Source organism: Sphingosinicella flava, from assembly GCF_016025255.1.
Taxonomy (GTDB): Bacteria; Pseudomonadota; Alphaproteobacteria; order Sphingomonadales; family Sphingomonadaceae; genus Allosphingosinicella; species Allosphingosinicella flava.
This window is the reverse complement of the sequence record NZ_CP065592.1, coordinates 1,312,460-1,334,219: the sequence shown is the minus strand read 5'-3', so window position 1 is coordinate 1,334,219 and position 21,760 is coordinate 1,312,460. Positions and strand designations below refer to the sequence as shown.

23 protein-coding genes are annotated in these 21,760 nt (G+C 62.8%); 19 read left to right on the top strand and 4 right to left on the bottom strand.

Translation table 11 applies throughout. The features are described 5' to 3' along the window. The first annotated feature begins 58 nt into the window (after positions 1 to 58). From secY to IC614_RS06875, 3 genes are all read left to right on the top strand, one after another. Positions 59 to 1,426: a preprotein translocase subunit SecY gene (secY, locus tag IC614_RS06885; protein WP_200970629.1), complete on the top strand. Its 1,368-nt coding sequence runs from the start codon at positions 59 to 61 to the stop codon at positions 1,424 to 1,426. Between the two features lie 32 nt (positions 1,427 to 1,458). Continuing rightward, positions 1,459 to 2,112: an adenylate kinase gene (locus tag IC614_RS06880; RefSeq protein ID WP_200970628.1), complete on the top strand. Its 654-nt coding sequence runs from the start codon at positions 1,459 to 1,461 to the stop codon at positions 2,110 to 2,112. A gap of 244 nt (positions 2,113 to 2,356) precedes the next feature. Next, positions 2,357 to 2,626 carry a hypothetical protein gene (locus IC614_RS06875; RefSeq protein WP_200970627.1) on the top strand — a complete coding sequence of 90 codons (270 nt, stop codon included), beginning with the start codon at positions 2,357 to 2,359 and terminating at the stop codon, positions 2,624 to 2,626. 16 nt (positions 2,627 to 2,642) lie between these two features. Here IC614_RS06875 and IC614_RS06870 read toward each other — a convergent pair whose 3' ends face one another. Further along, complete coding sequence (locus IC614_RS06870; RefSeq protein WP_200970626.1) at positions 2,643 to 3,146, bottom strand: DUF6438 domain-containing protein; 504 nt, start codon at positions 3,144 to 3,146, stop codon at positions 2,643 to 2,645. Between the two features lie 40 nt (positions 3,147 to 3,186). After that, complete coding sequence (locus IC614_RS06865) at positions 3,187 to 4,041, bottom strand: TraB/GumN family protein (RefSeq protein WP_200970625.1); 855 nt, start codon at positions 4,039 to 4,041, stop codon at positions 3,187 to 3,189. A 259-nt stretch (positions 4,042 to 4,300) separates the two neighbouring features. On the opposite strand from IC614_RS06865, the gene rpsM reads away from it, so the two are divergent. The 4 genes from rpsM (at position 4,301) to rplQ (ending at position 6,902) form a co-directional block, all read left to right on the top strand. After that, entirely contained in the window at positions 4,301 to 4,669 is a 369-nt protein-coding gene (rpsM, locus tag IC614_RS06860) for a 30S ribosomal protein S13 (protein WP_200970624.1), read from the top strand. A gap of 81 nt (positions 4,670 to 4,750) precedes the next feature. Then, positions 4,751 to 5,140, top strand: a complete 390-nt coding sequence (gene rpsK / locus IC614_RS06855) for a 30S ribosomal protein S11 (RefSeq protein ID WP_019831586.1) — start codon at positions 4,751 to 4,753, stop codon at positions 5,138 to 5,140. A gap of 121 nt (positions 5,141 to 5,261) precedes the next feature. Then, a complete protein-coding gene (locus IC614_RS06850; RefSeq protein WP_200970623.1) occupies positions 5,262 to 6,320 on the top strand; it encodes a DNA-directed RNA polymerase subunit alpha in 1,059 nt (352 codons plus the stop codon). A gap of 156 nt (positions 6,321 to 6,476) precedes the next feature. After that, positions 6,477 to 6,902 (top strand): 50S ribosomal protein L17, encoded by a 426-nt coding sequence (rplQ, locus tag IC614_RS06845; RefSeq protein WP_200970622.1) that lies wholly within the window; start codon positions 6,477 to 6,479, stop codon positions 6,900 to 6,902. 61 nt (positions 6,903 to 6,963) lie between these two features. Here rplQ and IC614_RS06840 read toward each other — a convergent pair whose 3' ends face one another. Beyond that, entirely contained in the window at positions 6,964 to 7,410 is a 447-nt protein-coding gene (locus IC614_RS06840; protein ID WP_200970621.1) for a glycine zipper 2TM domain-containing protein, read from the bottom strand. 221 nt (positions 7,411 to 7,631) lie between these two features. On the opposite strand from IC614_RS06840, the gene IC614_RS06835 reads away from it, so the two are divergent. The 12 genes from IC614_RS06835 to IC614_RS06780 all read left to right on the top strand — a co-directional run bounded on the left by IC614_RS06835 (position 7,632) and on the right by IC614_RS06780 (position 20,511). Next, entirely contained in the window at positions 7,632 to 9,788 is a 2,157-nt protein-coding gene (locus tag IC614_RS06835; protein WP_200970620.1) for a prolyl oligopeptidase family serine peptidase, read from the top strand. A 90-nt stretch (positions 9,789 to 9,878) separates the two neighbouring features. Further along, complete coding sequence (locus IC614_RS06830; RefSeq protein WP_200970619.1) at positions 9,879 to 12,023, top strand: prolyl oligopeptidase family serine peptidase; 2,145 nt, start codon at positions 9,879 to 9,881, stop codon at positions 12,021 to 12,023. Positions 12,024 to 12,148: 125 nt separating this feature from the next. Further along, complete coding sequence (locus tag IC614_RS06825; RefSeq protein WP_207791097.1) at positions 12,149 to 12,610, top strand: hypothetical protein; 462 nt, start codon at positions 12,149 to 12,151, stop codon at positions 12,608 to 12,610. Positions 12,611 to 12,687: 77 nt separating this feature from the next. Further along, positions 12,688 to 14,259, top strand: coding sequence for a glutamine-hydrolyzing GMP synthase (gene guaA, locus IC614_RS06820; protein WP_200970617.1), 1,572 nt, complete (start codon positions 12,688 to 12,690; stop codon positions 14,257 to 14,259). A gap of 9 nt (positions 14,260 to 14,268) precedes the next feature. After that, positions 14,269 to 14,694 carry a GNAT family N-acetyltransferase gene (locus IC614_RS06815; protein ID WP_200970616.1) on the top strand — a complete coding sequence of 142 codons (426 nt, stop codon included), beginning with the start codon at positions 14,269 to 14,271 and terminating at the stop codon, positions 14,692 to 14,694. A gap of 1 nt (position 14,695) precedes the next feature. After that, complete coding sequence (locus IC614_RS06810) at positions 14,696 to 15,043, top strand: ArsC family reductase (RefSeq protein WP_200970615.1); 348 nt, start codon at positions 14,696 to 14,698, stop codon at positions 15,041 to 15,043. A 282-nt stretch (positions 15,044 to 15,325) separates the two neighbouring features. Continuing rightward, positions 15,326 to 16,183: a 3-methyl-2-oxobutanoate hydroxymethyltransferase gene (panB, locus tag IC614_RS06805; RefSeq protein WP_200970613.1), complete on the top strand. Its 858-nt coding sequence runs from the start codon at positions 15,326 to 15,328 to the stop codon at positions 16,181 to 16,183. 133 nt (positions 16,184 to 16,316) lie between these two features. Continuing rightward, positions 16,317 to 17,039, top strand: a complete 723-nt coding sequence (locus tag IC614_RS06800; protein ID WP_200970612.1) for a tetratricopeptide repeat protein — start codon at positions 16,317 to 16,319, stop codon at positions 17,037 to 17,039. Continuing rightward, the gene (locus IC614_RS06795) at positions 17,036 to 18,385 is read left to right on the top strand and encodes an outer membrane protein assembly factor BamB family protein (protein ID WP_200970611.1); all 1,350 of its coding nucleotides are present in this window, start codon (positions 17,036 to 17,038) and stop codon (positions 18,383 to 18,385) included. The genes IC614_RS06800 and IC614_RS06795 overlap by 4 nt, the downstream gene beginning before the upstream one ends. Positions 18,386 to 18,439: 54 nt before the next feature. Further along, positions 18,440 to 19,807, top strand: a complete 1,368-nt coding sequence (gene der / locus IC614_RS06790; protein ID WP_200970610.1) for a ribosome biogenesis GTPase Der — start codon at positions 18,440 to 18,442, stop codon at positions 19,805 to 19,807. Then, a complete protein-coding gene (locus IC614_RS06785) occupies positions 19,804 to 20,028 on the top strand; it encodes a sulfurtransferase TusA family protein (protein WP_264175493.1) in 225 nt (74 codons plus the stop codon). Before der ends, IC614_RS06785 begins: the two co-directional genes overlap by 4 nt. 54 nt (positions 20,029 to 20,082) lie before the next feature. Continuing rightward, a complete protein-coding gene (locus IC614_RS06780; protein ID WP_226372592.1) occupies positions 20,083 to 20,511 on the top strand; it encodes an Hpt domain-containing protein in 429 nt (142 codons plus the stop codon). On the opposite strand, the gene IC614_RS06775 is transcribed toward IC614_RS06780, so the two are convergent. Further along, positions 20,508 to 21,758: a DUF418 domain-containing protein gene (locus IC614_RS06775; protein WP_200970609.1), complete on the bottom strand. Its 1,251-nt coding sequence runs from the start codon at positions 21,756 to 21,758 to the stop codon at positions 20,508 to 20,510. The two genes, IC614_RS06780 and IC614_RS06775, sit on opposite strands and share 4 nt — an antisense overlap. Positions 21,759 to 21,760 lie beyond the last annotated feature (2 nt).

The window sequence follows — 21,760 nt, the reverse complement described above, 5'->3', positions numbered from 1 at the left end:
GGCGGGGGGAGTTTCTTTGCTCTCTCCGCCGTATTCTTTTCTGAGGGCATGATAGCCGATGGCATCCGTAGCCGAACAAATGGCCAGCAATTTCAGCATGGCGAATTTCGCCAAGGCCACCGATCTTAAAAAGCGCCTGTGGTTCACGCTGGGCGCGCTGATCCTCTTCCGGTTGCTGAGCTTCGTGCCGTTGCCCGGCATCGATCCCCGCGCTTTGTCGAGCCTGTTCGACACGACGCGCGGCACCGTGCTCGATTTCTTCAACACTTTCTCGGGCGGCAGTCTGGAGCGGATGAGCCTCATCGCGCTTGGCGTCATGCCCTACATCACCGCGTCCATCGTCGTGCAGCTCGCGACCACCATGTCGCCAACGCTCGCCGCGCTTAAGAAAGAGGGCGAGACGGGCCGCAAGAAGATCAACCAATATACACGCTATGGCACCGTCTTCCTCGCCGCGATCCAGGGCTATTTCATCGCCGTCGGCCTTGAAGGCTGGGGCGCCGGTCAGGCGGGCTCGGCCGTGATCGATCCCGGCGTGCTGTTCCGCGTCACCACCGTCGTCAGCCTCGTCGGCGGCACGATGTTCCTGATGTGGCTGGGCGAACAGATCACCAGCCGCGGCATCGGCAACGGCGTCTCGCTCATCATCATGGCGGGCATCGTCGCCCAGCTGCCGACCGCATTGGCGCAGGTGTTCGAAGGCGGCCGCACCGGCACGCTGTCGCCGCTCCTGATCATGGGCGTCCTTGCCCTCATCATCGGCCTCATCGCCTTCATCTGCTTCATGGAGCGCGCCCAGCGCCGCATCCTCATTCAATATCCGAAGCGCCAGACGCAGCGCGGCCTGATGCAGGCGGAGCGTTCGCACCTGCCGCTGAAATTGAACACCTCGGGCGTCATCCCGCCGATCTTCGCTTCGTCGCTGCTCCTGATGCCGCTGACGATCGCGCAGTTCGCTGGCAATCGCGTCGCGGGCGAAAGCACCTGGGGCGACATCCTCATCACGGTGACGACCGCGCTTCAGCACGGCGCGCCGCTCTACATGGCGCTCTATGCCGCTGGCATCATCTTCTTCTGCTTTTTCTACACCGCGGTCGTGTTCAACCCGGAGGAGACGGCGGATAACCTCAAGCGCTATGGCGGCTTCATTCCCGGCATCCGCCCGGGCAAGCGGACCGAGGAATATCTCGACTATGTCCTCACCCGCATCACCGTGATCGGGGCCGCCTACCTCACCTTCATCTGCCTCGTGCCGGAATTCCTGGTCGCGCGGGCGGGCATTCCCTTCTATCTTGGCGGCACCAGCCTGCTCATCGTCGTCAACGTGACGATGGACACGGTGACCCAGATCCAAAGCCACTTGATCGCGCACCAATATGGCGATCTGATCAAGAAGGCGAAGCTGAAGGGCGGCCGCGCGCGCTAACAGGCGCCAGCAACAGGGGAGTTCGAAGGCCCGTGAACATCATTCTCCTTGGCCCGCCGGGCGCCGGCAAGGGCACCCAGGCGAGCCGCCTCGAGAAGGAGCGCGGCATGGTCCAGCTCTCCACCGGCGACATGCTGCGCGCCGCCGTCGCGGCGGGCACCGAGGTAGGCAGGAAGGCCAAGGCGGTAATGGACGCGGGCGAGCTCGTTTCGGACGAGATCGTTACTGGCATCCTCTCTGAACGCCTCGACCAGCCGGACGTGGCCCAAGGCTTCATCCTCGACGGCTATCCTCGCACCGATGCGCAGGCCCGGTCGCTGGAGGATTTGCTCGCCAGCAAGGACATGAAGCTCGATTATGTGATCGAGCTGGTCGTGGACGAGGATGCGCTGGTCGACCGCATCACTGGCCGTTTCTCCTGCGCCAAATGCGGCGAAGGCTATCACGATCGCTACAAGCTGCCAAAAATCCCCACCATCTGCGACCGCTGCGGCGCCGAGGACCAGTTCAAGCGGCGCCCCGACGATGTCGAGGAAACGGTCCGCAACCGCCTGTGCGAATATCGCGCCAAGACCGCACCGATCCTGCCCTTCTACGAAGCCAAGGGCATCGTCCGCCGCGTCGACGGCATGGCCCCGATCGCGCAGGTCAATGCGGATATCGAGGCAATCCTCGACGGACGCTGATTGCCCGTTCATTGTGCTCCTGCGAAAGCAGGAGTCCAGCTTCACTGCGTAAGCCGCTGGGCTCCGGCCTTCGCCGGAGCACTCAATTGCTTAATCTCGTTCGTCCCGAGCGAGGTCGAGAGGCGTTGGAACAATGTTCTGAAGTGCGCCCCTCGACCTCGCTCGGGACGAGCGGCTAGAGTGCGGCTTCCTCATGGAGGCCGCCATGATCCGCTCTGCTCTTCCGTTCTTTGCTGTTCTGCTTATGGCAGGCCCCGCCGCCGCCGAGGTCAAGTCCGCCTCTGCGACCCATTTCGAAGCGGAAAGCAAGTCCGTGGTCCCGGCCGATCCGGCGACGAGCTATGCGATGCTGATCCGGATCGGCGAATGGTGGAACCCGGCGCACAGCTATTCCGGAGAAGCGGCGCGCCTCTCCGTCCGCGCCGAGCCCGGCGGCTGCTTCTGTGAATCCCTCCCCTCTGGCGGCTTCGTCGAACATGGCCGCGTCATTTTGACGGCGCGGCTGGCGCGCTAACCCGCCAGGAGGCCAATCAGCGATTCTCGGGCTTGGTCACGAGATCGTCGATATTCATCGCGTCGATCGCGTCGCGGATGCGCTTGTGGTCGGCTTCCGATCGGCTGTTCTGGCAACCAGGATAGAAACGCACGACCCGCTCTCCTTCCGGGCTCCGCCAGCGGATATGATAATCGGCCAGATCGGTGACGACATTGTCGCATTGCTGGCTGATATCGTAGGATCCGACGGCCGCCGGGCGCAGCGCCGCCATCAAGGTCGCGACGCGCGCATAACTTCCCGCCGGACCCTGCCGCTCGACCGGCGTTTCGACTCGAGTATTGCGGTTGGGGTGGAAACTTATCCTATCATTCGTGGCGACCGACGCGCGATAGGTCGGGCAAAAGCCGAAGCACGGCCCTTGCTCAATCTCGATGCTGGTATCGGTCCACGCGCTCGCCGTTTCGGGCGAAACGGATGCGCAGGCGACAAGGGTGACGGTCAGCAGGGCGATGGCGGCTTTGTGCCGGGTGCGTATCATTCTCATACGCACCCGAACAGGTGAAATGGAAGCCGGTTCCTTATTGAACGCGCTTGATAGTGATGCCGCTCCCCGCCAACATATTCTGAATGCTGTCGGCGCCGACGAGATGGGCCGCACCGATCGCGACGAAGTGGGTCTCCGCGCCGTTTAGCAATGCCTTGATGCTATCGGCGTAGCGGCGGTTCCGCTGGACGATTAGGCGATCATAAAGCAGTTTCGACTTACTCTTAACTTCTTTATTCAAAAGGGTGTCAATTGTTTCAACGTCGCCTTTTTCCCAGGCGTCTGCGACAACCATCACTGCCTTATTGTCGGCGGCCCGATCAAGGGCACTTTCCAGAAAAGCGATTTGATCGGTCTCTGGTAAATCCGCCAGGTACCGAACCTGTTGTTCGACACTGTCGAACCCGTCGATCTTGTCGCCCTCTGCTTCTGCCTTGTCCTTGATGATGAGGTCTGCGCCAGCCTTGAAGTCTAGGCCTGCCTTTGCGCCTGCCACGCGGCCGACGGTTGCTGCGGCGAGCCAAGGCTTCATCATCTCGATCTGGGCGGCGGGCAGGCCGTTCTGGGTGACGAAAGCCTTCAACTTCTCATTCGTATCCGGAGAAAGCTTGCTGGACAGCGGCTTGGCCGTGTCGAGGCCAAGCGACTGCACGAGCGGCGCTGCGGCGCTGGGATTTAATTCCTTGATCTCAAGCCAAAGTGTATTGGACGCGGCGATAGCGGCTACAAGAGCTGGCGTTTGCCATTGCGCATCGGGACGTACACCGTGAGAGGTGCCGAACATGTAAATGGTGGAGTCGCTATCGCTTACCGACCACAAAGCAGGTGCCGACAAAGCGGGTGTGGTGATGGCTGTCAGAATGGCCGCTACGGACATTTTAATTTTCATGATTATTCCCCGAGTTAATTAGTGAATCAGCGAATTAGGATTATTCCGAAATATGTCGGTAAGGAAAGTCTTTTTTGGAGAAATCCAAATTTGGACGCTGTTGACAGAATCGGTTCGCGCTCCTATCTCGCCGTCATCCCGTTAACCGGCCCTCCGGCGGCGCATGCTTTGCGCGCGTCGGCTATGCCTGTTTTAGGGATTTTGAAAGCGCTGAGATGGGGCGGTGGCCAGCCGTCCTGTGGAGCAGGAGAATTATCGAATGGCACGTATTGCGGGTGTGAACATCCCGACCAACAAGCGCGTCGAAATCGCGCTGACCTATATCCATGGCATTGGCCCGACCAAAGCCAAGGAGATCACCACCAAGCTCGGTATCACTGCGGAGCGCCGCGTCCAGGATCTTTCTGACCAGGAAGTCCTGCAGATCCGCGAAACGATCGACGCCGATCATACGGTCGAGGGCGATCTTCGCCGCCAGACCGCGATGAACATCAAGCGTTTGATGGATCTCGCCTGCTATCGCGGCCTGCGTCACCGCAAGGGCCTTCCGGTCCGCGGCCAGCGCACGCACACCAATGCGCGCACCCGCAAGGGCAAGGCCAAGCCGATCGCCGGCAAGAAGAAGTAAGCGAGCAATCGTCCGGGGGACGATTGTGAGACACTTCTCCTCCGCCGATTTGATCTCAGGATTTAGGTAGGAATAAAGATTATGGCACGCGAACCTCAGCGCCTTCGCCGGCGCGAGCGCAAGAACATCACCGCCGGTGTTGCCCACGTCAACGCCAGCTTCAACAACACGATGATCACGATCACCGATGCGCAGGGCAATGCGATTGCCTGGTCTTCGGCGGGCATGATGGGCTTCAAGGGCAGCCGCAAGTCGACGCCTTATGCCGCCCAGGTCGCCGCCGAAGATGCGGGCAAGAAGGCCGCCGAACATGGCGTCCGCACGCTCGAGGTCGAAGTGAAGGGTCCGGGCTCGGGCCGCGAAAGCGCCCTTCGCGCGCTTCAGGCGGTCGGCTTCCAGATCACGTCCATCCGCGACGTGACGCCGATCCCGCACAACGGCGTCCGCCCGTCCAAGCGTCGCCGCGTATAAAAATCGTCTTTCCGCCTTTGCGGAAAGCCGGTTTCAGATTGCCGAAACCGCAAAACGGTTTCGAATTTTTCAAAAACCGGAAGCGATCCTCGATCGCTTCCGAGGAAGCCAAGGGAAGATCATGGCCGTCAACGCAAAGAACTGGCAGGAAATGAAGAAGCCCAACGCTCTGGAGAAGAAGGCGGGTGGCGACGCCCGGCGCAAGGCGACCTTCGTCGCCGAGCCGCTTGAGCGCGGCTTCGGCCTGACGCTCGGCAACTCGCTGCGCCGCGTCCTTCTTTCTTCGCTTCAGGGCGCTGCCGTCACGTCGATCAAGATCGAAGGCGTGCTGCACGAATTTTCGAGCCTCGCGGGCGTCCGCGAAGACGTGACCGACATGGTCCTCAACGTGAAGCAGGTTGCGCTGAAGATGGAAGGCGAAGGCTCGAAGCGCCTGTCGCTGTCGGCCACCGGCCCCGGCGAAGTCACCGCCGGCCAGATCGCGGCCACGGGCGATATCGAGGTGATGAACCCCGATCTCGTCATCTGCCATCTGGACGAAGGCGCGACGCTCAACATGGAACTGACGGTTCAGGCCGGCAAGGGCTATGTCCCCGCCGCCAACAACCGTCCGGCCGACGCGCCGATCGGCCTCATCCCGGTCGATGCGCTCTACTCGCCGGTGCGCCAGGTCAGCTACAAGGTTGAAAACACCCGCGTCGGCCAGGAACTCGACTATGACAAGCTGACGCTCACCGTCGAAACCGACGGCACGATCAGCCCGGACGATGCGATCGCCTATGCGGCCCGCATCCTTCAGGACCAGCTCCAGCTGTTCGTCCACTTCGACGAAGGCCTGGCCGCCGCCGCGCCGAGCGCCGGTGTTTCCATGACCGCCATGGAAACCGAAAGCGACGCGAACCAGCTCAACCGCTATCTCTTGAAGAAGGTGGACGAGCTGGAACTGTCGGTCCGCAGCGCCAATTGCCTGAAGAACGACAACATCATTTACATCGGCGACCTCGTCCAAAAGACCGAGGCCGAGATGCTCCGCACGCCGAATTTCGGGCGCAAGAGCCTCAACGAGATCAAGGAAGTGCTGTCCGGCATGGGCCTCCGCCTCGGCATGGACATTCCGGGCTGGCCGCCTGAAAATATCGAGGAAATGGCCAAGAAGCTCGAACAGGAATTGATGGGCTAATGAGGTTGTGCTCCGGCGAAGGCCGGAGCCCAGCTCTCCTGTTTGCTTGACCCTGGCTTTCGCCGGGGAACTGATAAGGGGTATGGGCGGTGCCCGTTTTCACCGCCTGGTTTGGGATACCTCACACGGTCCCTTAACGAACGAAGGAAAAGAACAATGCGTCATCGCGTCGGCGGCCGTAAGCTGCAACGGACCTCCAGCCATCGTGCGGCCCTGTTCCGCAACATGGCGGCCGCGCTCATCAAGCATGAGCAGATCATGACCACCGTCGCCAAGGCGAAGGAACTGCGTCCCTACGTCGAAAAGCTGGTCACGCTCGCGAAGAAGGGCGGCCTTTCGAACCGCCGCCTCGCGCATGCCCGTCTGCTCGACGACGCGCAGCTGGTGAAGCTGTTCGACGTCCTTGCTGCCCGCTATGCGGACCGCAACGGCGGCTACACCCGCGTCATCAAGGCCGGTATCCGCGCGTCGGACGCCGCAGCCATGGCGATCATCGAATTCGTCGACCGCGACGTGTCCGCCAAGGGCCAGGATTCCGGTCCGGTGATGAACGACGAAGGGTTCGAGGCAGAGGCCGCCTGAGCCTCACGCTTTGCATCGACTGATATGAAAAGGGCCTCCGTCTGGAGGCCCTTTTTGTTTGTCAGCAATTCTTGCCGATTTCGTTGCCGATCAGCGCACCGATCGCGCCGCCCAGGATCGCGCCGGTTGTGCCGTCGCCGCCCCGATGGCGGTAGGAATAACGGCTCCGGCCGCCATCCCGCGCGATCTCGCGGCCGAGCAGGGCGCCCGCCGCGCCCCCGACGATGGCGCCGGCCGTTCCATCGCTGCAACGGCGGTAGCGACTATCTGCATAATAGCGGTCGCCTTCATAATAGCGGCCGCCTTCATAGTAATGGTCGCCGCGCCGGTAGCGGCGATAGTCGCCGTAGCGCCGGTCATAATCGCGATAGCCGCGGTCATAGCCATAGCCGTCATAGTGGCGGGCATAACCATAATCGCGGTAGCGCGATTGCGCTTGAGCGGCAGTGGGAAGGGCGGTCGCGCTCGTGGCAAGAACGGCCGCGCCAAGGATGAATTTCTTGAGCATATACTGGCTCCTAACTCAGGGTGGCATGGCTTGCAGCCGCAAGCGCCGCCGAAGGTGAGACTATCCGCCCCATTGCCTGAGCAAGCGATGAACAAGTGTTTGACCCGGCGTTCTTTTGTCGGGCGTTGGGGCCGTTATCCGGCTCTTTGAGCTTGCCTTTGACAAGCGCAATGAGGCCGCTACCCTCCCACTATTCTTTTCCTTCGCGAAGGCAGCCTTATATGCGCGTCTCTACTCGACTGATCTTCACCGCCCTCCTCGCCACCACCGGAAGCACCTTTACCGCCATGACAGCCAATGCCGCCGCGACGCAGGCAGCGCCCATCGCCTATCCCAAGACGCTGCGTCAGGACGTGGTGGACACGCAATTCGGGGTGAAGGTCGCCGATCCGTATCGCTGGCTTGAAAATGACGTGCGCGAGGACAAGGCCGTTGCCGATTGGGTAGCCGAACAGAATAAGGTGACGAATGCCTATCTCGACACGCTGCCGGGCCGGGACATCTTCGCGTTTCGGATCAAGGCGCTATACGATTACGAACGGTACGGCCTGCCTTATAAGAAAGGTGGCCGTTACTTCTACACGCGTAACAATGGCCTGCAGAATCAGTCGGCTCTTTATGTCCGGGACAGCCTGAACGGTGAGGGGCGGATGCTCCTCGACCCCAACACCTGGTCGAAGGACGGTGCGACGGCGTTGGCGAGCTGGGTACCGTCGGAGGACGGCCGTTATGTGGCTTATGCGATCCAGGATGGCGGCAGCGATTGGCGGACGGTAAAAGTGCTCGACCTCGCGACCGGCAAGGAAACCGCTGACCAGTTGGAGTGGATCAAGAATAGCGGCGTCGAATGGGCGAAGGATGGTTCCGGTTTCTATTATAGCCGTTTCCCCGAGCCCGCGCCCGGCCAGAAATTCCAGGCCACGAACGAGCATCACAAAATCTATTTCCACAAGCTCGGCACGCCGCAAGGCGAAGACAAGCTGATCTTCGAAACCCCCGATCTGCCCAAGCGCGGCCATTACGGACAGGTGAGCGAAGACGGGAAGTGGCTGATCGTCACCTCATCCGAAGGGACGGACGACCGCTACGAAATCACGCTGATCGACCTTGCCCGGCCGGAAGCAAAACCGCGCACATTGATCGCTGGGCTTGAAAATAACTGGTCCTATATCGGCAATCAGGACACGAAATTCCTGTGGGCGACCAACAAGGATGCCCCGCGTTTGCGCGTCGTGTCGCTCGATGTGGCGGAGGACGATCCGAAGCCGGTCGAAGTGGTGCCGGAAGATCAGGCGACGCTGGACGGCGCGTCGCTGCTCGGCGGCACTCTGATGCTTTCCTACCTCGTCGATGCAAAGACGGAGGTCAGGCGCTACAGCCTCGATGGCAAGAAGCTCGGCACCGTGGCCTTGCCCGGCATCGGCACGGCGGGCGGTTTCGGCGGAGAATCGGACGATCCCGAAACCTTCTTCTCCTTCACCAGCTTCGCGACGCCGACGGCCATCTATCGCTACGACGCGGCGACGGGGCAGGCGACCCCCTGGGCGGAGCCCAAGGTGCTGTTCGATCCCGCCGCTTATGAAGTCAGCCAGCGTTTCTACACGTCGAAGGACGGCACCCGCGTGCCGATGTTCGTCGTGCACAAAAAGGGCCTGGACTTGTCGAAGGGCGCGCCGACCTTGCTCTACGGTTATGGCGGCTTCAACATTTCGATGACGCCAAGCTATTCGCCGACGCGGCTCGCCTGGATGGAGCAAGGCGGTGTCCTCGCGGTCGCGAACCTGCGCGGCGGCGGCGAATATGGCAAGGCCTGGCACGATGCCGGGCGTCTGCAGAACAAGCAGAACGTGTTCGACGATTTCATCGCGGCGGGCGAATATCTGATCGCGCAAGGGATCACGACGAAGGACAAGCTTGCCATTCAGGGCGGCTCGAACGGCGGCCTCCTGGTCGGCGCCGTCGTCAACCAGCGGCCGGATCTGTTCGCTGCCGCCTTGCCCGCCGTCGGCGTGATGGACATGCTGCGCTTCGACCGCTGGACTGCGGGGCGCTATTGGGTGGACGATTACGGCTATCCTAACAAAGAGGCGGACTTCCGGAAGCTCCACGCTTATTCGCCTTATCACAATGTGAAGACGGGCGTGTCCTATCCAGCCATCCTGGTGACGACCGCCGATACGGATGATCGCGTGGTGCCGGGCCATAGCTTCAAATATGCCGCCGCGATCCAGGCCGCCGATATCGGCGACAAGCCGCACCTCATCCGCATCGAGACGCGGGCCGGGCACGGCTCCGGCAAGCCCACCGACAAGATCATCGAGGAATATGCCGACCTTTGGGCCTTCACTGCCAAACATACCGGCATGACGGTGAAGTAGCTCGCGTTGGCTCGGGTGAAAGCGTGAGCCAGCCATAACGTTCAATCAGAGCCCGGCCTCAGTCGGAGCATTGCACAACGGGAAATCATCATGCGTTACGCTGCTGCTCTTCTGCTTCTATCTACCGCCTTGTCGCCAGCCATGGCAGATGCCCCGGTTGCGATCGCCGCCTTCACCCCCTTTGCTTATCCCCAGACGGCGCGGGGTGATGTGGTGGAGACGCAATTCGGAGTAGCCGTGGTCGATCCCTATCGCTGGCTTGAAAACGATGTGCGCGAAGACCCTAAGGTGCGGGAATGGGTAACGGCGCAGAATGCGGTGACTAACGCCTATCTCGCCGCGATTCCGGGCCGCGATGCACTGAAGGCCCGGCTGACCGCGCTCTACGATTACGAGCGCTACGGTGTGCCGGAGAAGGCCGGCAATCGCTATTTCTACACGCGCAATGACGGCCTGCAGAACCAGTCGGTGCTGTATGTCCGCGATGGTCTCAACGGCACGCCGCGCCAACTGATCGATCCGAACACCTGGTCGAAGGATGGAGCGACCGCGCTCGCCGAATGGGACGCGTCGAAGGATGGTAAGCACGTCCTCTATTCCATTCAGGAAGGCGGCACCGATTGGCGCGTGGTGAAGGTACTGAACGCCGATACCGGCGAGGTGCTGCCGGACGAGGTGAAGTGGGTCAAATTCTCCAACCTAGATTGGGCGAAGGATGGATCGGGCTTCTATTATTCCCGTTTCGCCGAGCCGAAGCCTGGCGCGCAGTTCCAGTCGCTGAACGAGGGGCAGGCGGTCTACTTCCACAAGCTCGGCACGACACAGGCGGACGACAAGCTGATCTACGCGCAGCCCGACCGTCCGAAGCTCAGCAACACGGCGGAAGTGTCGGATGACGGGCGCTGGCTGATCGTCACCAGCTCGGAAGGCACCGACGAGCGCTACGAAATCACGCTGATCGACCTTCAGACGGCGGGAGCCAAGCCGCGCCGCCTGGTGACGGGCCTGGAGAATGATTGGTCCTATCTCGGCAACATGGGCACCACTTTCTACTGGCGCACGGACAAGGATGCGCAGCGCGGGCGGATCGTTTCGACGGACGTCTCGAAACCGGCGTTGACGGTGACGGAATTGGTGCCGGAGGATCAGGCGACTCTCGGCAGCGCCTCGATCGTCGGAGACAAGATCATCGGCTCCTACCTGGTCGATGCGAAAACGGAAGTGCGCACCTTCGACATGGCCGGTAAGCGCGTCGGCACGGTGACCCTCCCCGGTATCGGCACGACGGCCGGCTTCTCCGGCGACGCGAGCGACAGCGAGACCTTCTTCTCTTTCGCGAGTTTCAACTCGCCAGGCGCCATCTATCGCTACGACAGCAAGGCCAACGCGGCTTCGGTGTTCGCCGAGCCCAAGCTGTCCTTCGACCCGGCGCAATATGAGGTTGCGCAGCGTTTCTACACTTCGAAGGACGGCACCAAGGTGCCGATCTTCCTCATTCACAAGAAAGGCATGGCGCTCAAGAACGTGCCGGCCCTGCTCTACGGCTATGGCGGGTTCAACGCGCCGGAGCTGCCCCGCTTCCAGCCCAAATGGATGGCCTGGGTCGCCGAGGGCGGCGTGCTGGCGGTGGCGAACCTGCGTGGCGGCGGCGAATATGGCAAGGCGTGGCACGATGCCGGGCGCCTTCACAACAAGCAGAATGTGTTCGACGATTTCATCGCGGCGGGCGAGTATCTGATCGCGCAGGGGATCACGTCGAAGGACAAGCTCGCGATCGAAGGCCGGTCCAATGGCGGCCTTCTCGTCGGCGCGGCGCTCAATCAGCGGCCCGACCTATTCGCGGCGGCGTTGCCGACCGTGGGTGTGATGGACATGCTGCGGTTCGACCGGTTCACCGCCGGGCGTTATTGGGTGGACGATTATGGCTATCCAAGCAAGGAAGCGGATTTCCGGACGCTCTATTCCTATTCGCCTTATCACAACATCAAATCGGGCGTGAATTACCCGCCGATGCTGGTGACGACGGCGGACACGGACGACCGCGTCGTTCCGGGTCACAGCTTCAAATATATCTCCGCGATGCAGGCGGCCGATACTGGTCCGGCGCCGCACCTCATCCGCATCGAAACGCGCGCCGGGCACGGTTCGGGGAAGCCGACCGCCAAGCAGATCGAGGAATATACCGACATGTACGCCTTCATCGCGCATCATACCGGGCTGACGATCGGCGATTGATCGGAGCCTCGAAACTGAACGGCATCCTTCAGGATCGTTCAGCCATCAGTCAGGGCTGGGGCGCCAATTTCGTTCCAGGGCCGAAAAGGCTGTTGGAGGATATTATGGGCACGTTGAAAAAAGGGATGAGCGCGATTGTTGCAGCAGCCTTGCTGGCCGGTGCCGCGGCACCGGCGGAAGCGCGCCGGGGCGGCGGATGGCATCATGGCTACCATCGGAACGACAAGCTGACTGCCGGGGATGTCGTCGGCGGCGTTCTGCTGATCGGCGCGATCGCGGCCATCGCGTCTGCGGCCAAGAAGGACGACGATTACGGCTTTGGCGGCGATCGCTATGGTTATAGCGGCGGCAGCCGGGGCGAGCGCGGGGCCGTCTATACCTGCGTCAACGAAGCCGAGCATGGCGGTCAGTATTCCGACGCCCGCGTCCGCGACATCACCGATGTCGACCGCCGCGACGGCGTCTATCGGGTGCGCGGCGTCGTCGATGTCGGCGGCTTTCCGGGCGATGGCGGCATCCGGTCGTTCACCTGCTTCGCCAAGGACGGCGAAATCTATAATTTCGAGCTGAACGCCTACCGTTTCTGACGACAGGCTTGCTGGACAGGAAGATGCGCGGGTCTTAAGGCCCGCGCATCTCTTTATGCTCGAAAAGGCCCGGCCGCATGACGATCCAGCCCAGCGACAATATCCTCATCGTCGACTTCGGGAGCCAGGTGACCCAGCTGATCGCGCGGCGGGTGCGCGAGGCGGGCGTCTATAGCGAGATCGCGCCCTTCACCCAGGCCGCGGAAGCCTTTGAACGGCTGAAGCCCAAAGGCATCATCCTGTCCGGATCGCCGGCGGGCGTGCCGGAGGAAGGCAGCCCCCGGGCACCGGAAATCCTGTTCGAAAGCGGCCTCCCCATCCTCGGCATCTGCTACGGCCAGCAGGTGATGACGCATCAGCTCGGCGGCGAGGTGCGGCCAGGGCATGAAACCGGGGAGGGGGGCGAATTCGGCCGTGCCTTCCTTACGGTCACCGAGGATTGCAAGCTGTTCGACGGGCTGTGGAAGGTCGGCGAGCGCCATCAGGTCTGGATGAGCCATGGCGACAAGGTAACCCGCTTCGCGCCCGGCTTTCGCGTCGTCGCGACATCGGACGGCGCGCCCTTCGCGCTCATCGCCAACGAAGAGAAAAACTATTACGGCACGCAATTCCACCCGGAAGTCGTGCATACGCCCGACGGCGCCAAGCTCATCGCCAATTTCGTCCGCCACGTCTGTGGCCTCGCGGGCGATTGGACCATGGCCGAATTCCGCCAGACCAAGATCGCGGAAATCCGCGCCCAGGTCGGCAAGGGACGGGTGATTTGCGGCCTCTCCGGCGGCGTCGACAGCGCAGTGGCGGCGGTGCTGATCCACGAAGCCATCGGCGATCAATTGACTTGCGTCTTTGTCGATCACGGCCTGTTGCGCGCCAATGAAGCCGAGCAGGTGGTGAGCCTGTTCCGCAATCATTACAACATTCCGCTCGTCCACGTGGATGCGGAGGAATTGTTCCTTTCCGGCCTCGCCGGCGTCACCGATCCCGAAGCCAAGCGCAAATTCATCGGCAAGACCTTCATCGATGTGTTCGAGGAGGAGGCGAGGAAGATCGGCGGCGCCGATTTCCTGGCCCAAGGCACGCTTTACCCCGACGTGATCGAAAGCGTCAGCTTCACGGGTGGCCCCTCGGTCACGATCAAGAGCCACCACAATGTCGGCGGCCTTCCCGAGCGCATGAACATGCAGCTCGTCGAACCGTTGCGTGAACTCTTCAAGGACGAGGTGCGGGCGCTTGGGCGGGAGCTCGGCCTGCCGGAGGTCTTCGTCGGCCGCCATCCTTTCCCCGGCCCGGGCCTCGCAATCCGCATTCCGGGCGAAGTGACGAAGGAACGTTGCGACATCCTCCGCAAGGCCGACGCCGTCTATCTTGAGGAAATCCGCACCGCCGGGCTTTACGACGCCATCTGGCAGGCTTTTGCCGTGCTGCTGCCGGTCCGGACCGTTGGCGTGATGGGCGATTACCGCACCTACGACAGCGTCTGCGCCCTCCGCGCCGTCACGTCCACCGATGGCATGACCGCCGACATCTACCCCTTCGACGCCGCTTTCCTCAGCCGCGTCGCCACCCGCATCATCAACGAAGTGAAGGGCATCAACCGCGTCGTCTACGATTACACCTCGAAGCCGCCCGGCACGATCGAGTGGGAGTGAGGGGCATGAATGTTCGTTGTTCGTGAGGCGCGGCCGGAAGACGCTGAAGCGCTAACGGGTCTTATCGAGGAACTGGGTTATGCGGTGACCGCCTTCGATGTCGCTGAGCGGCTGGACCGGCTGGCGAAGCTCGGCCAACCTGCCCTGGTGGCGGACGAGGGCAAGCCGATCGGGTGTCTGACCTGGAATATCATGCCTGTTCTCCACCGCGATACCCGGGTTGGGCGGATTTCGATGCTGGTGGTCACGGCGCGTAAGCGATCGGCCGGCATAGGGGCGCAGCTCGTTATCGCGGCGGAAGCGCGCATGAAAGCATTGGGTTGCGCCCTGATCGAGGTGACAAGCAACCAAAAACGGGTGGATGCCCACCGCTTCTACGAACGGCTCGGCTACGAACGGACCAGCCTGCGTTTCGGCAAGACGATCGAGGGGTAATATGCTGACGCTTTACGGCATCAAGAATTGCGACACGGTGAAGAAGGCGCGGGCGTGGCTGGACGCGCAGGGTATCGGCTACACCTTCCATGACTATAAGGTCGCAGGCGTCGACGAAGCCCAGCTTCGCGCCTGGGTGGACGAATTCGGCTGGGAAAAGGTTCTGAACCGCGCGGGCACGACGTTCCGCAAGCTGCCCGATACGGATAAGGAAGGATTGGATGTCGACAGGGCCGTGAGCCTGATGTTGGCGCAGCCTTCGATGATCAAGCGGCCGATCCTCGGCACTGGGGAATGCTGGCTTCTTGGCTTCGGACCGGCCGCATATGAGGCCGCATTGATCGCCTGATGCCCGCAGTGAGGCCGGGTCGCTTATCCATATTGGGGGAACGGATTTTCCTACATTGCCAGAATCTGCCATGAAGGCGGGATGATGAATCCCGCGCCCTCCTTGCCATTTCGGCCATCAAGCCCCGCCGGTCGGGAAGGGCAGCCTGAAAAACTTGCCGGAGCATCAATTTCATCAACTTTCCCTCGAAGAGGGGATGCATCTGCGGCGGTTCGTCTGGGCACGCCGTCGGCCGTGCGGCCGGCCTTCCGCAACGGCCCGCGCGGCGATAGAAGGTAATCCATGTCCACGACCTACACGCTCGACACCTCCACCAGCCGCGCCAATCCGACGCCAGCGCCAATGAAGCGGCTGACCGTTCCCAAGATACAGGGCATGAAGGGCGGCGAGCCGATCGTCATGCTCACAGCCTATACGGCGCGCATGGCGCAATTGCTCGACCCGCATTGCGACATATTGCTGGTCGGCGACAGTCTGGCCCAGGTGATTTACGGCCTGCCCTCAACGGTGCCGGTGACGCTCGACATGATGTGCGCGCATGGCGCCGCCGTGGTGCGGGGGTCGTGGCACAGCGTCGTGGTGATCGACATGCCGTTCGGTTCCTATGAAGCAAGCCCGGCACAAGCCTTCGAAAGCGCCGCCCGCATCCTGAAGGAAACCGGTGCGGCGGCGGTGAAACTGGAAGGCGGCGAGGCGATGGCGGAGACGATCGCTTTCCTCACCGCGCGCGGCATTCCGGTGATGGCCCATGTCGGTCTCACCCCGCAGGCGGTGAACGCATTGGGCGGCTATGCCGCGCGCGGCAAGAGCGAAGCGGAGGCGGCGAAGATCCTCGCCGACGCCCGCGCCGTCGCCGATGCCGGCGCTTTCGCCGTCGTGCTGGAAGGCGTGATGGAGGAAATCGCGGTCGAAGCGACTAAATCTGTTGCCTGCCCCACGATCGGTATCGGCGCGTCGGCGCAGTGCGATGGCCAGGTGCTCGTGATCGACGACATGCTCGGCATGTTCGAGCGGACGCCGCGTTTCGTGAAGAAGTTCGACGATCTGGCGGGTCGCATTACTTCGGCGGCGGAAGCCTACGCGGCCGATGTCAGGGCGCGAACCTTTCCCACCGAGGCGCAGATCTACCGGCGCAAGTGAATGCTCTTCCGTTTGCGCCTCGGCGCGGATAGAGGTGCAGGGCAGAGGCGGAAACACCCGGCGCCTTCGCCCTTCGTTCAGGGGGGAGATAGGTTGGCCCGGGCAGACCGCGTGACATCCATGGAGACGATTCTTGGCGATCAAGCCCGCTGACAATGAAGCTTTCTACCGCGAGGTGGACGACGAGCTTCGCCGCGCCCAGCTGACCACATTCTGGCAGCGTTACGGCAAGGCCTTGATCGCGGGCTTTGCCCTGCTGCTCGCCGCGATCGGCGGCTATCTTTATTGGCAGCATCGGCAGGAGCAGGAAGAGGCTGCCCATGCCGAAATGCTGACCCAGGCTTTTTCCGATCTTCAGGCGAACAAGCTGAAGGAAGCGGGTCCGCGCCTCGATCAACTCGCCAAGGAGGGTTCGGACGGGTATCGCGCCGCCGCCTTGCTCACCAAGGCCGATATCGCGCTGAGCGAAGGCAAGGATGCAGAGGCCGCCGCTCAGTTCAAGGCCGTCGCCGACAATGCCGATTTCGCCGCGCCCTATCGCGAGCTCGCGCTCCTTCGCCAGACGGCGGCGGAATTCGATAAATTGCCCCCGGCTCAAGTGATCGAGCGGTTGAAGGGCCTCGCCGTCGCCGGCAATCCCTGGTTCGGCAGCGCGGGGGAAATGGTCGCGATCGCGCATATGAAGGCGGGCAAGCCGGAGCTTGCCGGCCCGATCTTCGCCGCCATGGCCAAGGACGATCAACTCCCCGACACGATCCGGTCGCGCGCCGTCCAGATGGCGTCGTCCCTCGGCATCGACGCGGTTCCGGACAGTGACCAAAGCGGCGGCGCCGCGACGGAGAAAGCGAAACAATGAAGCGACTGGTAACAATCCTGGCCGCCGCCGGCATTCTGGGCGGCTGCGGCATCGTCGGCGGCAAGAAGGATCCGGTGACGCCGACTGTGGGACAACGCATTCCCGTCCTGTCGTCCGAAACTGGCATTCAGGTCGATCCGGAGCTCGCGGCCGTGCCGGTGACGATCCCGGGCGCGGTCAGCAATGCCGATTGGGCGCAGCCCGGCGGCAGCGCGGCCAAGTCGATCGGCCACCTCGCCTTGCCCGCCGCGATCGGCCGGGCTTGGGCGGTTGAAATCGCGGGCAGCACATCGCGGACCCGGCTCGCCGCGGCGCCGGTGGTTGCCAACGGGACCATCTATGTCATCGACACCAATGCGACGGTCCGCGCGCTCGACGCCGCCAACGGCGGCGAACGCTGGCGGGCGAGCGTCGGCGACGTGACCGGACGCCGTAGTTTTTGGACCGGCGAAAATACCGGCAATAGCGGCGCCGTGTTCGGCGGCGGCGTCAGCTTCGACAATGGCCGAGTCTATGCGACCAACGGCATTGGCGATGTCGCGGCGTTCGATGCCGCGACCGGCAAGCAGATCTGGAAGACGCGCCCCGGCGGGCCGCTGCGCGGCGCCCCGACCATCGCCTATGACAGCGCCTATGTGCTGAGCCAGGACAACCAGCTTTACGCGCTGAATGTCGCGGACGGTTCGCTCCGCTGGCAAGGCGCGGGATCGATCGAGCTTGCGGGCGTGTTCGGCGTTGCCGCTCCTGCCGTCGCGCAGGGCACCGTGGTCGCGGGTTTCTCCTCCGGCGAGCTTACGGCCTTCCGCTATGAAAACGGCCAGCCGGTGTGGGGCGATGCGCTGACCCGCACGTCCATTTCGACCGCCGTCACCAATTTGTCCGACGTCGATGCCGATCCGGTGATCGACAATGGCCGCGTCTACGCCATCGGCCAGGGCGGACGCATGGTTGCGATCGACCTCGCCACCGGCCAGCGGCTTTGGGAAATCAACGTCGCGGGCATCTCGACGCCGTGGGTGGCGGGCGACTGGATTTACGTCGTCACCGACGATGCCGAGCTTCTGGCCGTCGCGCGTGACACTGGCAAGGTCCGCTGGATGACGCAGCTTCCGCGTTACCGGGACGAAGAGGATAAGAAGGGCCCGATCAGCTGGGTCGGCCCCGTGCTTGCGGGGGATCGGCTGATCCTCGCCAGTTCCGAGGGGCAGATCACCAATGTCAATCCGGCGGACGGCGCCATCCAGACGACGGTGAACACCAAGAAGCCGGTGTCGCTGCCGCTGGTCGTCGCGAACGGCGCGCTCTACGTCCTTCACGACGACGGTACGCTCGCCGCCTGGCGGTAAGCCACTGAAGAGCCGGGGCTTGAATGTCCCGGCTGCCTCGGGCAGGGGCCTTTCATGGCCAAATTGCCCACCGTCGCGATCGTCGGACGTCCGAATGTCGGAAAGTCCACCTTGTTCAACCGCCTGGTGGGCAAGAAGCTGGCGCTCGTCGACGACCGGCCCGGCGTGACGCGCGACCGGCGGGAGGGCGATGCCGTTCTGCTCGGCACTGAATTCCGGATCATCGATACGGCGGGCTTCGAGGATGAGGATCCCGAAACCCTGCCCGGCCGCATGCGCGCGCAGACCACGGCAGCGGTGCGGGAGGCGGATGCCGCGCTTTTCATCGTCGATGCGCGTGCCGGCATCACGCCTTTGGACGAGGAAATCGCCCGCTGGCTCCGCAGCGAAAAAACGCCGGTCGTGCTTGCCGCCAACAAGGCGGAAGGACGCGCGGGCGAGGGGGGATTGTTGGAGGCCTATGCCCTTGGCCTTGGCGAACCGATCGCGATCAGCGCGGAACATGGCGAGGGTGTCGCCGATCTTTACGAGCAGCTCGCCCCCTTCATCGAGCGCGAGGAGGATCCCTTCGCCGAGGAGGAAGAGGCCGACGAGGCGAACCGCCCGCTGAAGCTCGCCATCGTCGGCCGCCCCAATGCGGGCAAGTCGACCCTCATCAACCGCATCCTGGAACAGGAACGCCTCATCACCGGGCCGGAAGCGGGCATTACCCGCGATTCCATCGCCATCGATTGGGAATGGAAGGACGCGGGGGGCAATATCCGTCCGGTACGGCTGATCGACACGGCAGGCATGCGCAAGAAGGCACGGGTGCAGGACAAGCTGGAAAAACTGTCCGTCGCCGACGCGCGGCGCGCGGTGGATTTCGCGGAAGTCGTGGTTTTGCTGCTCGACGCGACACTGGGACTGGAGGCGCAGGATCTGCGGATCGCGGACAATGCGCTTCAGGAGGGCCGCGCGCTCGTCATCGCCATCAACAAATGGGACGTGGCGGAGAATGCGAGTTCGCTGTTCCAGGGCATCAGGGCCGCGTTGGAAGAAGGCTTGTCGCAGGTGCGCGGCGTGCCGCTGATCGCCGTATCGGCGCGTACCGGCAAGGGGATCGACCAATTGCTCTCCGCCGCCTTCGAGGTGCGCGACATCTGGTCGCGGCGCGTGTCGACGGGCGAGCTCAACCGCTGGTTCGAACGGGCGGTGGAGAATAATCCGCCACCCGCGCCGGGCGGCAAAAGGATCAAACTGCGCTACATCACCCAGGTGAATACGCGCCCGCCGAGCTTCGTGCTGTTCGGGACGCGGGTGGATGAGCTTCCGGAAAGCTACAAACGCTATCTCGTGAACGGCATCCGCAAGGAATTGGGCTTTGGCGCGGTGCCGGTGCGGCTCCACGCGCGGGCGCCGAAGAATCCGTTCGGGTCGTGAAGGGCGGGCCGCGACTCGTCGATGCGCGGGGCATGCTGTGCCCGTGGCCGGTCATGCGGCTTGCCCGGGCGGTGCGGGAAATGGGCGGGGCGGGGACGATCCGGATCCTTGCCGACGATCCCATCGCGCCGCGGGAGATCGCCGCGCTTTGCGCCGAACGCGGCTGGACTTGCAGCACGGAAGAGGAAGGTGCATTTCGCGTCGAAATCCTGTCCGTGTAACTCCCTATTTACCGCTGCCGGTTAGACGGGGCGCATTGAAAAGAGGATGCACCATTGAACAATAACGGCGAAGCCATTGTGGATTGGGCGCTTTTTTCGCGCACCCGCACTGAGCTTGGCGCGAGCTTCGTGCGAATCCTCGGCTATTTCCAGGAAGATGGTGAAAAGGCCGTGGCCCGGATCGAGGACGGCATGCACCGCCGGGACGCGACAGCGCTTATCCTCCCCGCCCACACGCTGAAGACCGAGGCGCGGCAGTTCGGCGCGGAGCCGATCGGCGCGCTCGCCGAAAAGATCGAGTTTGCGGGACGCCGCGCGGTGGAAAATCGGCTGTTTCCCGACGAAATCCTGCCTGCGGTCGTGCAGCTCCGCCGCCTGTTCGACGAAACGATGGCGCTCTTCGCGGCGGAAATGAATCCGCTTGCCCAGCGCCGCCCGGCCTTCGGCCGCGCCGGAACCAATCAGGAATTCGGGCGGATTTAAATCGCCGCCGCCTCCCTCCGCATCGGCTGCACTTTGCCGCGCGCGAGGCTGCGCCACAGCCATTCGAACGGGCCGAACCGGTAGCGGTCGAGCCAAAGCTTCGACCAAAGCAGCATCAGCGCCCACATGGCGAACACGACCAAATAGCTCTCCGCCCGGCTGAGATCCCCGTAGAGGCCGCCGCCATAACCGTAGAAGAGCGTCGAGACGATGATGCTCGTGCCCAGATAGTTGGTGAACGCCATCCGGCCCGCCGCCGCGATCCGCTCGACCAAAGCGCCGCCATTGCGGGTGAGCAAGATGATGAGCGCGGCGTGGCCGACGATCATCACCGGCCGGATCGGCACCGTCGCGCCCAGGTTGGCGGCGACGACAGTCGTGACGGAGAAGCCGGAACCGGCAAGCCAGGCGGCGATCAACATATAGAGCGGAATGCTGATCGCATAAGCGACGATCATCCAGCGAAGATAGCGGCGATTGTCCCAGGCGCCGGTCAAGAAACCGCTTTTCAGCGCCGCCATGCCGATCAGCATATAGGCCAGCGTCTCCATGCCGACGAAGATAAGGCCGGTGATCATAAAGCCCGCCTGCCCGGCACGATGAACGACGATGCTGCCATAGCCGCCATCATAGACGGCAATATCCTTCGCGAGCTCCGCGGCGGACGGCATGAAACCCTGCTTCATCTGGCTCCACTGGGCGAGGACATCGGCACTGACGCCGGGCGCGGCAGCCTGTTCAGCCACTGTGAAAAATTGGAAGGAAATCAGCGCCATGAGCAACCACTGAACGAGCAGAAAGCCGATGGCCCACCGGATCAGCGCTTTGATTGGCTTATTCCGGAACAGGAAAGCGATCATGCCGATCAAGGCATATTGGTAGAGGATGTCTCCCCACCAGACGAAAAAGAAATGGAGGAGACCAAAGATCAGGAGCCAGCCCATGCGGCGATAGTGGACGGATGCAGGATTTTCGCCCTTCGCGGCGGCGCCCTCTATGACGAGCAGCATGCTGGCGCCGAACAGAAGCGAGAAAAGACCGCGCATCTTTCCGTCGACGAGCACGAAGTTGAACCACCAGACGGCGAGGTCCAGCCCCTCTGACCCGCCATAGGCCTTAGGATTCTGGTAGGCCGCTTGGGGCATGGCGAAGGCGACGATGTTCATCGCCAATATGCCCATCACGGCAATGCCGCGAACGATGTCGAGCGTGACGATGCGAGCCTGCGGTTCCGATGTCGTCGCCATGT

Excerpts from the sequence above, each read along its gene's own strand:
- secY (WP_200970629.1), top strand. The coding sequence starts at position 59 with ATGGCATCCGTAGCCGAACAAATGGCCAGCAATTTCAGCATGGCGAAT.
- IC614_RS06875 (WP_200970627.1), top strand. The coding sequence starts at position 2,357 with ATGGCAGGCCCCGCCGCCGCCGAGGTCAAGTCCGCCTCTGCGACCCAT.
- IC614_RS06870 (WP_200970626.1), bottom strand. The coding sequence starts at position 3,146 with ATGATACGCACCCGGCACAAAGCCGCCATCGCCCTGCTGACCGTCACC.
- IC614_RS06865 (WP_200970625.1), bottom strand. The coding sequence starts at position 4,041 with ATGAAAATTAAAATGTCCGTAGCGGCCATTCTGACAGCCATCACCACA.
- rpsM (WP_200970624.1), top strand. The coding sequence starts at position 4,301 with ATGGCACGTATTGCGGGTGTGAACATCCCGACCAACAAGCGCGTCGAA.
- rpsK (WP_019831586.1), top strand. The coding sequence starts at position 4,751 with ATGGCACGCGAACCTCAGCGCCTTCGCCGGCGCGAGCGCAAGAACATC.
- IC614_RS06850 (WP_200970623.1), top strand. The coding sequence starts at position 5,262 with ATGGCCGTCAACGCAAAGAACTGGCAGGAAATGAAGAAGCCCAACGCT.
- rplQ (WP_200970622.1), top strand. The coding sequence starts at position 6,477 with ATGCGTCATCGCGTCGGCGGCCGTAAGCTGCAACGGACCTCCAGCCAT.
- IC614_RS06840 (WP_200970621.1), bottom strand. The coding sequence starts at position 7,410 with ATGCTCAAGAAATTCATCCTTGGCGCGGCCGTTCTTGCCACGAGCGCG.
- IC614_RS06835 (WP_200970620.1), top strand. The coding sequence starts at position 7,632 with ATGCGCGTCTCTACTCGACTGATCTTCACCGCCCTCCTCGCCACCACC.
- IC614_RS06830 (WP_200970619.1), top strand. The coding sequence starts at position 9,879 with ATGCGTTACGCTGCTGCTCTTCTGCTTCTATCTACCGCCTTGTCGCCA.
- IC614_RS06825 (WP_207791097.1), top strand. The coding sequence starts at position 12,149 with ATGAGCGCGATTGTTGCAGCAGCCTTGCTGGCCGGTGCCGCGGCACCG.
- guaA (WP_200970617.1), top strand. The coding sequence starts at position 12,688 with ATGACGATCCAGCCCAGCGACAATATCCTCATCGTCGACTTCGGGAGC.
- IC614_RS06815 (WP_200970616.1), top strand. The coding sequence starts at position 14,269 with ATGTTCGTTGTTCGTGAGGCGCGGCCGGAAGACGCTGAAGCGCTAACG.
- IC614_RS06810 (WP_200970615.1), top strand. The coding sequence starts at position 14,696 with ATGCTGACGCTTTACGGCATCAAGAATTGCGACACGGTGAAGAAGGCG.
- panB (WP_200970613.1), top strand. The coding sequence starts at position 15,326 with ATGTCCACGACCTACACGCTCGACACCTCCACCAGCCGCGCCAATCCG.
- IC614_RS06795 (WP_200970611.1), top strand. The coding sequence starts at position 17,036 with ATGAAGCGACTGGTAACAATCCTGGCCGCCGCCGGCATTCTGGGCGGC.
- der (WP_200970610.1), top strand. The coding sequence starts at position 18,440 with ATGGCCAAATTGCCCACCGTCGCGATCGTCGGACGTCCGAATGTCGGA.
- IC614_RS06775 (WP_200970609.1), bottom strand. The coding sequence starts at position 21,758 with ATGGCGACGACATCGGAACCGCAGGCTCGCATCGTCACGCTCGACATC.